This window comes from Holophagales bacterium (genome assembly GCA_016699405.1).
Taxonomy (GTDB): domain Bacteria; phylum Acidobacteriota; class Thermoanaerobaculia; order Multivoradales; family JAGPDF01; genus JAAYLR01.
Genome location: CP064972.1, coordinates 2370638 through 2384632 on the forward strand (window position 1 = coordinate 2370638; position 13995 = coordinate 2384632).

A 13995-nucleotide genomic window follows, 5' to 3' on the forward strand; every position below is an offset into this window, starting at 1 on the left:
CGCCACGCCGGCGGCGCAGCCAGGAGACCTTGAATGCAACCCGTACGCGTGGGACTGATGGGCTTCGGCCGGATCGGCCGCAGCCTGCTCCGCATCCTCTACAACCGGGAGGATTTCCAGGTGGTGGCGATCAGCGACACCGCCGACCCGGAGGGGCTCGAGTACCTGCTGAAGTTCGACACCATCCTCGGTCGCTTCCCCGACGAGGTGAGCATCCGCGAGGGGCATCTCTATACGATCGGCAAGCAGATCAAGATGCTCGCCGGCGCCGCCCCCGGGGAGGTGCCGTGGGGCGACCTCGGCGTCGACGTGGTGATCGAAGCCACCTCGCGCTATCGCACGCGGGCCGACCTCGCCAAGCACCTCGAGGCCGGGGCGCGTCGCGTCGTCCTCTGCTCGCCGCCGGCCGACGCTCCGGACCTCACCGTGGTCATGGGGGTCAACGACGACCAATTGAAGCCCGAGCACCGCATCGTCTCCAACGGCTCGGTCACTGCGCACTGCGCCGCGCCGGTCCTCAAGATCCTGCACGAGGCGTTCGGCGTCGAGCGGGCCTTCCTGACCAGCGTTCACGCCTACACCAACCAGCAGCGGCTGGCCGACGTGCCGTCCGAGGACAAGCGGCGCGGGCGTGCGGCGGCGGAGAACATCATCCCGCAGGAGACGAACGCCGACGAGGTGCTGATGGAGCTGCTGCCCGAGCTCCAGGGACGCATCTCGGCGCTCGCCATGAACGTGCCGGTGCGCAACGGCTCGGTCGTCGATCTGGTCTGCTGGCACGAGCGTCCGGTCTCGATCACCGCGATCAACGAGGTGATGCGCACCGCCGCGGCGGCCGCGCGCTGGCGGCGCTACGTCTCCTACGTCGACGACCCGGTCGTCTCCTCCGACATCGTTCGCACCGTCTACTCGAGCACCTTCGACTCGCTCTCCACCATGGTGATCGGCGACAAGCTCTCCAAGACGCTCTCCTGGTACGACAACGGCTGGGGCTATTCGCACCGCGTCGTCGACTTGATCCAGCGCTTCGCCGAGCTCGACCGGGAGGTTTCGCGATGAGCATCCGCGTCGGCATCAACGGCTTCGGCCGTATCGGCCGCTCCGTCTACCGCATCCTCTCCGACCGCCCCGACGTCGAGGTGGTCTGCATCAACGACCTGTTCGACAACGGACAGCTCGCCTACCTGCTCAAGTACGACACGGTGATGCGGATCTTCCCCAAGACGGTGAGCTTCGACGACGAGTTCATGGTCGTCGACGGCAAGAAGATCCACATGACCGCCGAGAAGGACCCGGCGCAGATCCCCTGGGGCAAGCTCGGCGTCGACTACGTGATCGAGGCGACCGGCGTCTTCCGCTCGCGCGACAAGATCGCCAAGCACCTCGACGGCGGGGCGAAGAAGGTCATCCTCACCGTGCCGCCGAAGGACGAGATCGACGCGATGATCGTCATCGGGGTCAACGACGAGGCGCTCAAGCCCGAGCACAAGCTGGTCTCCAACGCCTCGTGCACCACGAACTGCCTGGCGCCGATCGCCAAGATCCTCGACACCGAGTTCGGCATCGTCGAAGGGTTCGTCTCGACGGTTCACGCCTACACCAACGACCAGCGGCTCGCCGACGTGCCGCACAAGGACCTGCGGCGCAGCCGCGCGGCGGCGGAGAACATCATCCCGACGACGACCGGTGCGGCGCGCGCCGTGGGCAAGGTGCTGCCGCATCTCAAGGGCAAGCTCGACGGCCTCGCCATGCGCGTGCCGGTGCCGGACGGCTCGATCGTCGATCTGGCGGTGAAGCTGCGCAAGAGCCCGTCGACGGCGGAGATCAACGCGGCGATCCAGGCCTACGCTGCAGGGCCGATGGCGCGGGTCGTCGAGTACAGCGAAGTGCCCCTGGTGTCGAGCGACATCATCGGCAACCCCCACTCGTCGATCTTCGACGCCCTCTCGACCGCCTCGCGCGGCGACGGCTTCGCCAAGGTCGTCGCCTGGTACGACAACGAGTGGGGCTACTCGAACCGGGTCGTCGACCTGCTGGAGCGCATGGCCGCGATCTGACCGTCGCTCCTCGTGCGGGACACCTCCGATCCGTCGTCGGAGGGAGAATGTGCTGGATCGATCAGCCGGGCGAGTGCCCGGCTGGTCTATTCTTGACCGGACCAAGAGATCGGAGGTCTCGCTGTGGCCCGTTTTGGCGTCTTTGGCTGGGGAATCGTCGCACCGCGTTGCCCGAACATCGAGGAGTTCGAACGCCATCTGGCGTCGAACGACCATTGGCTCTCGCCGTTCGACGGCTTCGGCCCCTCGAACTTCCTCGTCGGGATGCCGGAGTTCGACTTCGCGGCGTACAAGGACTGGATCGACGCGCGCTTCCCGCCCAGCCGCTTTCCGCAGCTCGCCGAGAAGATGGACCTGCCGACCCAGTACGCCGTCGGCTCGTTCATCCAGGCGCTCGGCCAGAATCCGGGGCTCGAGGCAGAGCTCGCGGCTCTCGGGACGTCGGCTCACGTCTACGTGGGCAGCGGCCTCGGCGCGCTCGACACGACGCGCAAGGTCTCGCTCCATCTGCACCGCGCGCAGCGGCGCTGGGACCACTTCTGGGCGCAGCCGGAGCGCAATGGCGCCCTGGCGCGCTACCTCGCCGGCGACGTCACGGCAGCGGGAGACGAGCCGCTGCCGCTCCATCCCGACCGGGTGCCGGAGGAGGACCGCGACGACGCCGTCTCCGACTGGTGGCATTTCTGGGCGGCGAAGTCCGAACAGCTTGCCGACTACCTCGCCGAGCTGCGCGAGATCGAAGGGTTGACCGTCCAGGGCACGGTCGAGTCCGGCAAGCTCGGCCTCATCAAGGAGAAGCAGCGCCGGATGAAGCGGCTGGACGCCAAGTGGGGCGCACCTTCGCCGCCGTGGCGCGAGGTCTCCGCCAATCTGGTGTGGAACATTCAGAACACCCCGGCGTCGCAGATCTCGATGATGGGCCGCATCACCGGTCTGTCGTTCGCCCCGGTGGCCGCCTGTGCCACCTTCGGGGTCTGCCTCAAGCTGGCGCTCGACGCGCTCGCGCGTGGCGAAGCGAAGGCGGTGGTGGTCGGTGCGACCGACCCGCCGCCGCTCGACCTGGTGGTGGGCGCCTTCTACGGAGCCCGCGTCGGCGCCGCCGACGGCTCGGTGTCGAAGCCGATGACGGGGCTGCGCGGCACCCATGTCGCCGGAGGCTCGGTCGTCTGGGTGGTCGGCGACTACGACTACTTCACGGCACGCGGCTTCCGCCCGCTCGGCATGGAGCCGCTCGCCGTCGGTGTCTCGTCCGACGCCGACCACATCATCACGCCGTCGAAGGACGGGCCGCTCACCGCGATCCGCATGGCGCTCGCCGAGGCCGGGGTGACCCCGCACGACGTGGCGTCGTGGGACCTCCATGCGACGGCGACGCCGGGCGACTACCTCGAGGTGGAGAACCTCCGCGAGGTCCTCCCGGAGCACGTACTGATCACCGCACGCAAGGGGACGTTCGGCCATGGCATGGGCGCCGGCGGCGGCTGGGAGCTGACGGCGCAGTTTCTCGGCTACGAGAAGGGCCGCATCTTCCCGACGCCGCTCGCCGAGACCGAGCTGCACCCCGAGATCGGTCGGGTGCACGACCGCTTCGTCTTCAACGCCGGTTGCGCTGCGCCCGCCGGAGCGGCGGGCAAGCTCTCGATGGGGGTCGGCGGGATCAACGCCTGCGTGATCTCGCGTCCGTGGTCGCGAGACTAGCGGGCTCTCAGCCGGCTTTGCGCCCCAGCACCGCGGCGGTGGTGGCGGGGACGGGCAGATGGACTCGCGAGCAGAAGGCCGGGAGGTCGCGGCCGAGCTTCTCGCCGACCAGCTCGAGGGTGAAGTAGCTCAGGTAGGGAAAGCGCTCGGTGGTGGCGAAGCCGCCGAGCGTGAGCAGGCGTTCGAGCGAAGCGTGCGAGAAGAACGAGACGTGCTCCGGGACCTTGTAGAACGGCCAGCGCCGCCCGAGCAGCGGGCGCCACCCGGCGTCCATGTCCGGCGCGGCGAGCAGCAGTGCGCCGCCGGGCCGCAGCCGCGCGTGGAGCTCGCGCACCAGGCTCACGGGATCGTAGACGTGCTCGATGACGTGGACGAGGGCGGCCACGTCGAAGCGCGCCTCGACCGGCAACTCGGCCACGCCGCCGAGCACCAGGGCGTCGGCGTGCGGTGCGGCGCGGGCGAGCGCCTCGGCGGAGAAGTCGGTGCCCACCCGGCGGCGGAAGTGGCCGCGGGCCTCGTCGAGGAAGAAGCCGTAAGCACAGCCCACTTCGAGCAGGTCGCCGCCGGCGAGCCCGCGGCGCGCGAGCTCGCCGACCAGTCGCGAGAAGGTGCGACGCAGCGTCGCTTCCTGGGCGAGGTAGCTCGAATAGCCCACGCCGTGACGGCCCTCGAAATAGGCGACGCTGCGGTAGTTCTCGATCATGTCCCGCTCGGCCAGGCGCGGCGTGAGGTACCAGAAGCCGCAGGTGCAGCGCAGCACGCGATGGGGGCCGAAGGCGAAGTTGTGGTCGCCGCTCTGCGGCGGTCGACCGCAGAGCGCGCAGGGGACGGTCTCGAGCGGGCAGGTCAAGGAGGGGCTCGACGGGTCGGCCGCCGGTCTTCGTCCGCTCGATGCCGAACGAAAGCGGCTGCAGCGTTGCACCGCTGGGCGAGCGCGGGGGAGTCTAGCGAAGGGCGCTGGGGGCGGCAAACGCGGACCGCGCCCCGGGCCGAGGGCGGCGGGCCGCAGCGATGAACCGGACGCTTCTACCCTTTCTCGCTGCGAGCCTGGCGGCGCTTCCCTGGCTCCGCCGGGAGGCGGCGCGGACCTGGTTGACCGCGAGTCTCGCCGGCCTCGTCCTGCTCCTGCCGACGGCGACTGTCCCCGGCGGCGTGCCGAGCTCGGCGGCGGTGCTCGCCAACGCATCGCCCTGGAGCCCAGGCGACGCGGCGCCGCTCGTCCGCAGCGAGCTCGGCGACCTCACCTACCAGATCGAGCCGTGGCTGTTTCACCAGCGCGGTGAGCTGCGTGCCGGACGGCTGCCGTTCTGGAATCCGTACCAGTTCTCCGGCGCGCCCTTCTGGAGCAACGGACAGAGCGCGCCGCTCTTCCCACTGAACTGGCTGTTCACCCTGATGCCGATCGCCTTCGGTCTGCCCTTCCTGCTCTGGGCGCGCGGGGTGATCGCTGCCTTGGGCGCCTACTCGCTTGCCCGTTCGCTCGGTGTCGGCGAGCGCGGCAGCCGTCTGGCGGCGGTCGCTTTCGCCCTCACGGGACGGTTGGTGGCCTTCGCCCTCTTCCCGATGGCCAACGCGCTCTGCCTCGCTCCCTGGCTGCTGCTGGCGACCGAGCGCCTGGCAGTTTCGACCGTGACGGCGAGGAGGCCCTGGCGGCTCCTCGCGCTGTTGGCGGCGCTGCAACTCGTCGCCGGGCATCCGGAGACGGCGGTCGACTGCGCAATCCTCTTCGCCGTCTACCTGGCGGCACGCGTCGGATTCCGTCACCTCGCCGTCTGGGGCGCCTATGCGAAGGCCTGGCTCGTCGGCGGGGCGCTGGCCGCTCCCGCGCTCCTGCCGCTCGCCACCACGCTGATCGCCACCGCGCGCTGGCAGCAGTGGGTCCCCGGCTCGAGGCTCTCGGCGGCGCAGCTCGGGGAGGTCCTGGCACGTCTGTTCCTGCCCTTCGCCTTCGGCGATCCAGCGACCGGGTCGTACCGCGGGACACTCGGCTTCGTCGGGTCGTCGCTCTTCGTCGGCGCGTTGGCGACGCTCTTCGCCCTGGTCGGGTCCGGGCTCTGGCGTCGTGACCGGCGGGTCGCAGGTCTCCTGGCGATGGCAGGCGCCGCCCTCGTCGGCGGCCTCGATCTGCCCGGCGCGCGCCAGCTCCTCGACGCCATGCCGGTCGTCGGCCGGGGTCTGCACCACTACCTGCTCCTCGGTCTGGCGCTTGCCGTGGCGACGCTCGCCGGAATCGGCTACGACCGTTGGCAGCAGGGGGAGGGAGCGCGTCGGGTGCGCTTCGCCGCGATCGCCCTCGGTGCGGCGCTCGGAGGGATCGCCGCCGTCTCGTGGCGGATGTGGCTGGCCGACGGTCGGCTCGCCTCGGCGCTCGGCTGGTCGGCGCTCTGGATCGCCGCGCTCGCGCTCCTGCGGACGATGCCGATCCGTTGGCGCTCGAACGCCGTCGTCGCCGCGGTCCTGACCGCCGCGGTCGGCCTCGAGCTGGGGATCGCCAACGTCTCGGCCTTGCCGGTCGCCCCGGTCGAGCGGCTCGATCGGGCGAGCGGAGCGACCCGTTTCCTCTCCGGCAGGCCGGAGCGCGTCGCGGCCACCGGCGCGACGCTGCGACCGAACGCGGCGCTGGTGCTGCGCCTCTTCGACGTGCGGGGCGACGATCCGCTGAAGCTCGCGCGCTACGAGCGGGTCTACGGCGACGAGCTCGGGGGCCGTCACCCCAACTACTTCGTGCCGATCGCGCACTGGGACAGCGTCTGGCTCGATCGTCTCGGCGTCCGCTGGGTGATGACGCCTCCCGGAGAGCCGCCGAAGGACCCCTCCTGGCGCGTGGTCTTCGCGGGGAGCGATGCCGCGGTCTTCGAACGTCCGACGGCCTGGCCGCTGGTGCGTTGGGGTGAGAGCGACCGCGAGCCGGCGCGCGGCGTGCCGCAGGAGGCCGGGATCCAGGTGCAGCAACGGCTTCCCGGACGGTGGACGCTCTCCACCTCGACGCCGGTCGGCCGGAGACTGGTGATCGCCGAGACCTGGGATCCCGGCTGGCGGGCGACGATCGACGACCGCCCGGTTCCGGTCGGCCGCGTCGACGACCTGCTGATCGCCATCGACGTGCCCGCGGGGGAGCGTCGCGTCGACCTGCGCTATGTCCCGCAAGGTCTCTTGCCGGGCTTGGCGCTGGCGGGCGCGGCCCTCGTCGTGCTGCTCGGCGGAGCGCGGAGGCGTCGAACGCCGGCCGACCGCGCCGTCGAGGCTGGCGTGCCGACGGGCTGACCGGCGGCCGCTCGCCGCCGATCGCGCGACGGCCGCCTCAGCGGGCGAGCTCGTCGATCAGCGCCTGGAGCTTGGTCCGTTCTCCCGCCTCGGTCTCGAGCGCCAACGCCTGGCGGAAGGCGGCGAGCGCTGCCGGCTTGTCCTCCAGGGTTTCGAGTCGGATCGCGCCGAGCGTCTTCCAGAGATCGCCGCGCGACGGAGTCAGGCGGAGCAGTTGCTCGTAGAGCTGGGCGGCGGCGCGGGCCTGTCCGAGCTGGAAGGCGGCGCGGGCGGCGTTCTCGAGCGGCACCGGGTTGGCGGGGTCGCGACGCGCGGCCTCGCGGAAGTCGGCGAGGGCGCCGGCGAGATCGCCGAGCTCGGCTTTCGCCATGCCGCGTTCGAGCGTGACTACCGGCGCGAGGCTCCCGGCGGCGCGCGCCGTCTCGAGCACGGCGAGCGCCTGGCGGGTCTCGCCCTTCTCGCGCAGCAGGCGGGCGAGGTTGCTCGCCGACTCGGCCTGCGTCGGGTCGAGCGTGAGGGCCCGGCGATACTCGCGGACCGCTTCGTCGCGACGGCCGAGCTCGAGCATCGCCCCGGCGAGGTTGGCGACCGGCACCGCCGACAGCTCGTTCTCGCGGCTCGCGCGCTCGAAGAGCGGGATCGCGTCGGCGGTACGTCCGATCTCCTTGAGACAGAAGCCGGCGAGGTTGAGCGCCGGGAAGTCGTGCGGGTCGCGCTTGACGATCGCCTGCAGCTCGCGCAGGACGTCGCGGCAGCGACCTTGTTGAACCTCGCCGTGGATCTCGTGCAGGCGTTGCGCGACGTCGGTCATCGTCCGCGGGTCGGGCAGGTCGGCGCTGACGCGGCCGCCGCCGCCCGCGAGGTAGCCGAGGCTCTGCAACTGGGCGCGCTGCTCGGCGGTCAGCACGTTCTCGGCGTGCAAGGTGGCGTCGAGCGTCTCGCCGTGAGCGGCGAGCGTCGCCACCAGGCGCTTCGACCATTCCGCCACCGCCGCGCTTTGGCGCGCCGCGAGGTCGATCGCCTCGCCCTGCGGCGTGTCGAGCCGGAAGAGCGACGGTTGCGGCGCCTGGAGGAAGAGCCAGTCGCCGTCCGAGAGCGCGCGCAGCGGGTACCACTTGTAGGAGAAGAACGGGAGAAAGCTCTCGGTGTAGCTTTCGCGCCGACAGGAGCCGCCGCGCGAGGGAAGCGGCAGGAGCGACAGGCCATCGAGCTTGGCGGGAACGGCGACGCCCGCGCGGGCGAGCAGTGTCGGTGCGATGTCGACGGTGCGCACGAGGCAGTCGTCGACCGCCGCCGGGATCCCTGGGCCGCTGAGGATCAAGGGGACGCGACGCGCGCCGGCGAACGGCAGCAGGCCGTGGGTGGCCTCGCCGTGCTCGCCGAGCATCTCGCCGTGATCGCCCGAGACGGCGACGGTCGCCGTCGGCGGGAGCGCGGCGATCAGGCGGCCGAGCTGTTCGTCGACGAAGGCGATCTCGCCGTCGTAGAGGCGGGTCGGACCCGGAAGGTCGGTGAAACGGGTCGGCGGCCGATACTCCTCGTGTGGGTCGAAGTAGTGGACCCAGAGGAAGAACGGGTGCTTGAGCCCAGGCAGCGCGGCGAGAGCGCGGCTGGTCACCGCTTCGGCGTCGCGTTCGCCGACCTCGGTGGCCGCGGCGTAGCCGGCCCCCAGGTCGTCGTCGTAGATCCGGAACCCCTGGTCGAGGCCGTGCCGGCGGGCGAGCACCACGGCAGAGACGAACGCCGCCGTGTCGTAGCCGGCCGTTCTCAGCCGTTCGGCGAGCGTTTCGACCCCAGCCGACAGGACGAACGTCCCGTTGTCGCGCACGCCGTGCCCTGGTGGCAGGAGACCGGTGAGGATCGACGCGTGACTCGGCAGCGTCACCGGTGCGGCCGTGTCGCAGCGCACGAAGCGCGTGCCGTTCCGGGCGAGCGCGTCGAGATGAGGCGTCCGTGCGTGAGGCCAGCCCCAGGCTCCGAGGTGGTCGGCGCGGGTGGTGTCGAGGGTGACCAGCACCAGGTCGGGTCGCGTATCGGCAGCGACGGGGGATGCCGCCTGAGCCGACGTGGCGGCGAGCAGCAGCGGGAGAGCGAGGGCGAAGCAGAGGGCGCGCATGCGAGGGTGGACTCTAGCCGGACCCGCTGGCCGAGGGTATCCGCCAGAAGGGGTCAATTTTCGATCCATGCGGACTCCTGTCTGACCCCCTGTTGTGGGTCCGTCGTTGAGCCGAAGAGCGTGAATTGGCCCGCGTCGGTGTGACCATGTGCTGCATTTTCAGTGGTTTCGACGAATGGTCGGGGAGCTGGCCTCCCCCTTGCTCTGAGTCCTGCCGAAGCAGCATCGAACTTCCCTTTCTCCAGGAGGAGAGGCAATGCGGAACGGTTGGCGTGCTAGCACCCTGGCAGTCGGCGCTTTGGTCGCCGCTCTGGCCGTGGCTCCGGCAATGGCGCAGCTCGCGCCGGAAGGCCGGGACACCCTGAACCTGCTGTCGTTCACCAACGAACGCCTGACGCCGACGCGCGACATCGCCGGCCTCGAGTCGAGCGAAGCGGCCGCCTCGGGCGCGCTGCTGCGTGCGTGGGACGCCGCCGCCGCCGGTCTGCCGGGGAGCTGGCGCGCCGAGATCGACCGCCGCTCGGGCAAGGTGGAGTTCGCCGAGGGCGCCGGCTTCGCGATGGTTCCGGGTCGCGGCAACACGCTGCGCGGTGCCGCCCCCTCGATGGCGTCGCTCGAAGCGGCGGCGCGGGCCTTCCTGCCCCGGGTCTCCGCCCTGCTCGGCGTCGACGGCGAGACGCTCTCGCTGAACGCCGCGCGGTCGGGCCAGCCGGGCGACCACGTCTGGTTCGTCGATTTCGACGTGATGCGCGGCGGTCTGCCGATCGACGGCGCGCGGGTCGTCTTCCGCGTCAACAACGGCAACCTGATCCAGTTCGGCACGGAGAACCTGCCGTCGCCCAACACCGCGACCCCCGCCTTCGCGCTCAACGCCAAGCAGGCGCTCCAGGTCGTCGAGGCCTACATCGGCGGCTTCTGGCCGCAGGACACCTTCCGCGACGCCGGGTCGGCGCATCTCCTGCCGGTGGCGGTGGCGAACAGCAAGTTCGCCGAGGGCTACGAGGCCGGCCGCGGGCGCGGTCTGGCCGCGGTCTGGCAGTTCGTCTTCAATCGCCCCGGCGTGACCGGCACCTGGCGCGCCCGGGTCGACGCGACGAGCGGCGAGCTGCTCGACTTCTACGACGTCAACGACTACGCCAAGGCGGCGGTGACCGGCGGCGCCTATTCGCAGGATCGTCCGGCCGCCGAGCGTGTGGTGGCGATGCCGTACGCCAACGTCGGCACCGGCGTCTACACCAACTCGGCCGGCGTCTACGACTTCACCGGCACGGCGGTCACCACGACGCTCGCCGGCAAGTACGTGAAGATCACCGACAGCTGCGGCGCCATCTCGAAGAGCTCCGATGCGTCGGGGAACATTCCCCTCGGCTCGGGCACCGGCACCGACTGCACGACGCCGGGCTCCGGCGGCGCCGGCAACACGCACGCGGCGCGCACGCAGTTCTACGCCGTCAATCGCGCCAAGGAAGTGGCGCGCGGCTGGCTGCCCTCGAACACCTGGGTGAACGCCCAGCTTACCGCCAACGTCAACCTGAACCAGACCTGCAACGCCTACTGGAACGGCTCGTCGCTCAACTTCTTCAAGTCGGGCGGCGGCTGTGCCAACACCGGTGAGCTGCCGGGCGTCTCGCTGCACGAGTACGGCCACGGCATGGACAGCAACGACGGCAACGGCTCGGCTCCCGACAACGGCACCGGCGAGACCTACGGCGACCTGACGGCGGCACTTGCCACGCACCAGTCCTGCATCGGCAACGGCTTCCTGTCGTCGAACTGTTCGGGCTACGGCAACGCCTGCACCGCCTGCACGGGTGTGCGCGACATCGACTGGGCCAAGCACAGCGGCAACGTCGCCTCGACGGTCGGCAACTTCACCCAGACGAAGTGCCCGAACCCGTCGCCGTCGAATCCGAACTACGTCGGACCCTGCGGCAAGGAAGGGCACTGCGAGTCGCTGGTCTCCTCCGAGGTGGTGTGGGATCTGGCGATGCGCGACCTGCCGAACGCCGGCACCGGCGCGGCCTGGTCGATCGTCGACCGGCTCTGGTACCTCTCGCGCTCGACGGCCACCAGCGCCTTCGCCTGCGTCAAGACGACGTCGCCTTGGACCTCCAACGGCTGCTCGACGGGCAGCATGTGGCGCGTCTTCCGCGCCATCGACGACGATGACGGCAACCTGACCAACGGCACGCCGCACGGTGCGGCGCTCTACGCGGCGTTCAACCGTCACGGCCTCGCCTGCACCACCGACGCGGGCGCCAGCACGACGTTCGCCGGTTGCACCGCTCCGGCGACGCCGGCGCTCTCGCTCGCCGCGGCCGACTACGCCGTCAACGCCAGCTGGAGCGGCTCGACGGGCGTCTACGACCTCTACCGGAACGAGACCGGCTGCAACGCCGGCTTCGTCAAGGTCGGCAACGACCTGACCGGCACCACCTACAGCGACACGGGTGTCGCCAACGGCACCACCTACTACTACCAGCTCGTCGCCCAGCCCTCGGGCAACGAAGCCTGCGCCTCGGCGCCCTCGAGCTGCCAGTCGGTGACCCCGGCCGGTGCCCCCTGCACTCCGCCGGCTGCGCCCACGGGCGTAACCGCGACAGTGGCGAGCGCGACGCAGATCAACCTCTCCTGGACGGCGGCCAGCGGGGCGACCGAGTATCGGATCTACCGCGCGACGACGAGCGGCGGTCCGTACACGCAGGTCGGCACCGCGACCGGCACGAGCTATTCGGATTCCGGCCTGACCTGCAACACGGCGTACTACTACGTGGTTCGTTCCTACGCGAGCTGCGAGTCCGGCAACTCGACGCAGGCCTCCGGCACCACCAGCGCCTGCACCGGCAACGTGCTGACCAACGGCGTCGCGGTGACCGGCCTTTCGGGCGCCACCGGCAGCCAGCAGACCTGGACGATGGCGGTGCCGGCTGGCGCCTCCAACCTGAGCTTCGTGACCGCGGGCGGCACCGGCGACGTCGACATGTACGTCAAGTTCGGTTCGGCGCCGACCACCTCCACCTACGACTGCCGGCCGTACGCCTCCGGCAACGCGGAGACCTGCTCCTTCGCGGCGCCCTCGACCGGCACCTACTACGTGATGCTCAACGGCTACGCGGCCTACTCGGGCGTGTCGCTGACCGGCAGCTACTCGACCGGCACGCCGACCTGCACGGCGGTGGCCGAGAGCGAAGCCAACGACGGAACCTCGACGGCCGATCCGCTGGTCGCCCCGTGCAGCACGGTGGCCGGCACCTTCGTCGGCGAGACGACGACCAACGACTACTTCTCGATGAGCCTGCCGGCCGGCAAGGCGGTCACCGCGGTGCTCAACGGGCTGTCGGTCGACTACGACCTCTACCTCTACAAGGCCGGGTCGACGACCGCGGTCGCCAGCGGCACGAACGGCGGCACGACGGCCGAGTCGATCTCCTGGACCAACACCGGCACGACGGCGGTGACGATCTACGCTCGCGTCTACCGCTACTCCTCGACCAAGGCGACCTACGCGCTCAAGGTCAGCTACCCCTGACCTGACGCCTCGCTGTTGAAGTCCAAGGCCCTCGGGGGAGACCCCGAGGGCCTTTTTCTAGCCATCGGGCCTCCGCGTAGACTGCGGGCCGAGGAGGAGGCGCGATGGGAGATCTCTCGGAGTTCACGCTAGCGCTGCGGCTCTTTCTGCGCGCCTATCCCTGGCGGCGGATCGATCCGGTGCCGTGGTGCGAGCTGCGCCGTCCCCTTGCCCAGTCGCGCCTGGCGCTGATCACCAGCGCCGGTCTGGTGCCGCTAGGTGCCGCGCCGTTCGACGAAAGCGTGCGGGGTGGCGACGGGTCGTGGCGCGAGATCCCCGGGGACATCGCGGTCGAAACGCTCGTCGAGTGCCACCGCAGCGAGGCGTTCGATCACCGCGGCGTCGCCGCGGACCGCAACCTCGTCTTCCCGCTCGATCGCCTGCGCGAGCTCGCTGCCGCAGGCCGGCTGGGCGCACTCAACGACCGGCACTTCTCGGTGATGGGGTCGCTGACCGCGGTCGGTCGCTTCATGCGGGAGACCGCGCCGGCGATCGCCACGGCGCTCGCCGCCGACGGCGTCGAGGTGGCGCTGCTGGTTCCCGTTTGACCGATGTGCAACCAGGCCGTGAGCCTGGTCGGCGCGGAGTGCGAACGACGGGGGATCGCCACGGTGGCGATTCAACTGCTGCGCGAAGCGGCGGTGGCGGTGCAGCCGCCGCGGGCCCTGCTGGTGCCGTTCCCGCACGGCTACCCGCTGGGGGAGCCGAATCGGCCGGCGCGCCAGCGTGCCGTGGTCGAGGCGGCGTTGTCGCTGCTCGAGCAGGCGGCGCCACCTCCGCCGGTTCTCGTCGAGTACCGGGAGAGCGCGGAGATCTGGCGGGAAGAGGCGGTGAAAGGTGAGTGAGGCGAGCGGGGCCGGCGGACCGGCCCCGGGTCCTGCGGCGATCAGCTGACCGGGGCGATCTTCGTCGCTTCGAGCCAGGTCTTGCCGTCCTTCTCCGACAGCGTGCCGGTGACGGTGGCCTTCTTCTCTCCCATGCAGGTGTGACCGAACGACTTGAGCGCCTCGCTCTTGGCGAGGTAGTAGTAGGCCGGCTTGGCGCCGTCCTTCTCGACCACCAGGACGTCCTGGCAGGCGGTCACGCCCTCGAGCTTGAGCGTGCAGTGGGCGCAGGCGATCTTGCCGGTCAGGGTGACCGGGTCGGCGGCGAGCGCGGCGGTGACTCCGGCGAGCAGCAGCAGAGCGGCGAGACTGGCGACGAGCTTGGTCTTCATGGCTTCGACTCCTTTCGAGCATCCGCGGCGGATTCCACCGGGGGCCGGGAGTCTAGCAGCGCCTGCCGTGTCGGGG

At 70.7% G+C, this 13995-nt stretch carries 10 protein-coding genes; 7 read left to right on the plus strand and 3 right to left on the minus strand.

Annotated elements, in window-relative coordinates:
- The first annotated feature begins 33 nt into the window (after positions 1-33).
- From IPJ17_09840 to IPJ17_09850, 3 genes are all read left to right on the plus strand, one after another.
- Positions 34-1059, plus strand: coding sequence for a type I glyceraldehyde-3-phosphate dehydrogenase (locus IPJ17_09840; protein QQR75844.1), 1026 nt, complete (start codon positions 34-36; stop codon positions 1057-1059).
- Complete coding sequence (gene gap, locus IPJ17_09845) at positions 1056-2057, plus strand: type I glyceraldehyde-3-phosphate dehydrogenase (GenBank protein QQR75845.1); 1002 nt, start codon at positions 1056-1058, stop codon at positions 2055-2057. The genes IPJ17_09840 and gap overlap by 4 nt, the downstream gene beginning before the upstream one ends.
- A gap of 123 nt (positions 2058-2180) precedes the next feature.
- Positions 2181-3755 carry a beta-ketoacyl synthase gene (locus IPJ17_09850; protein QQR75846.1) on the plus strand — a complete coding sequence of 525 codons (1575 nt, stop codon included), beginning with the start codon at positions 2181-2183 and terminating at the stop codon, positions 3753-3755.
- A 7-nt stretch (positions 3756-3762) separates the two neighbouring features.
- On the opposite strand, the gene IPJ17_09855 is transcribed toward IPJ17_09850, so the two are convergent.
- Positions 3763-4605, minus strand: coding sequence for a class I SAM-dependent methyltransferase (locus IPJ17_09855; GenBank protein QQR75847.1), 843 nt, complete (start codon positions 4603-4605; stop codon positions 3763-3765).
- A gap of 161 nt (positions 4606-4766) precedes the next feature.
- On the opposite strand from IPJ17_09855, the gene IPJ17_09860 reads away from it, so the two are divergent.
- Entirely contained in the window at positions 4767-7019 is a 2253-nt protein-coding gene (locus IPJ17_09860; protein QQR75848.1) for a YfhO family protein, read from the plus strand.
- A 37-nt stretch (positions 7020-7056) separates the two neighbouring features.
- Here the strand turns inward: IPJ17_09860 and IPJ17_09865 are convergent, their stop codons facing one another.
- A complete protein-coding gene (locus IPJ17_09865; protein QQR75849.1) occupies positions 7057-9135 on the minus strand; it encodes a sulfatase-like hydrolase/transferase in 2079 nt (692 codons plus the stop codon).
- Positions 9136-12049: 2914 nt separating this feature from the next.
- Here IPJ17_09865 and IPJ17_09870 point away from each other — a divergent pair.
- The 3 genes from IPJ17_09870 to IPJ17_09880 all read left to right on the plus strand — a co-directional run bounded on the left by IPJ17_09870 (position 12050) and on the right by IPJ17_09880 (position 13548).
- Positions 12050-12664, plus strand: a complete 615-nt coding sequence (locus IPJ17_09870; GenBank protein ID QQR76141.1) for a PPC domain-containing protein — start codon at positions 12050-12052, stop codon at positions 12662-12664.
- Between the two features lie 104 nt (positions 12665-12768).
- Positions 12769-13251: a selenoprotein B glycine/betaine/sarcosine/D-proline reductase gene (locus IPJ17_09875; GenBank protein ID QQR75850.1), complete on the plus strand. Its 483-nt coding sequence runs from the start codon at positions 12769-12771 to the stop codon at positions 13249-13251.
- Between the two features lie 3 nt (positions 13252-13254).
- Positions 13255-13548: a hypothetical protein gene (locus IPJ17_09880; protein ID QQR75851.1), complete on the plus strand. Its 294-nt coding sequence runs from the start codon at positions 13255-13257 to the stop codon at positions 13546-13548.
- 41 nt (positions 13549-13589) lie between these two features.
- Here the strand turns inward: IPJ17_09880 and IPJ17_09885 are convergent, their stop codons facing one another.
- A complete protein-coding gene (locus tag IPJ17_09885) occupies positions 13590-13919 on the minus strand; it encodes a hypothetical protein (GenBank protein QQR75852.1) in 330 nt (109 codons plus the stop codon).
- Positions 13920-13995 lie beyond the last annotated feature (76 nt).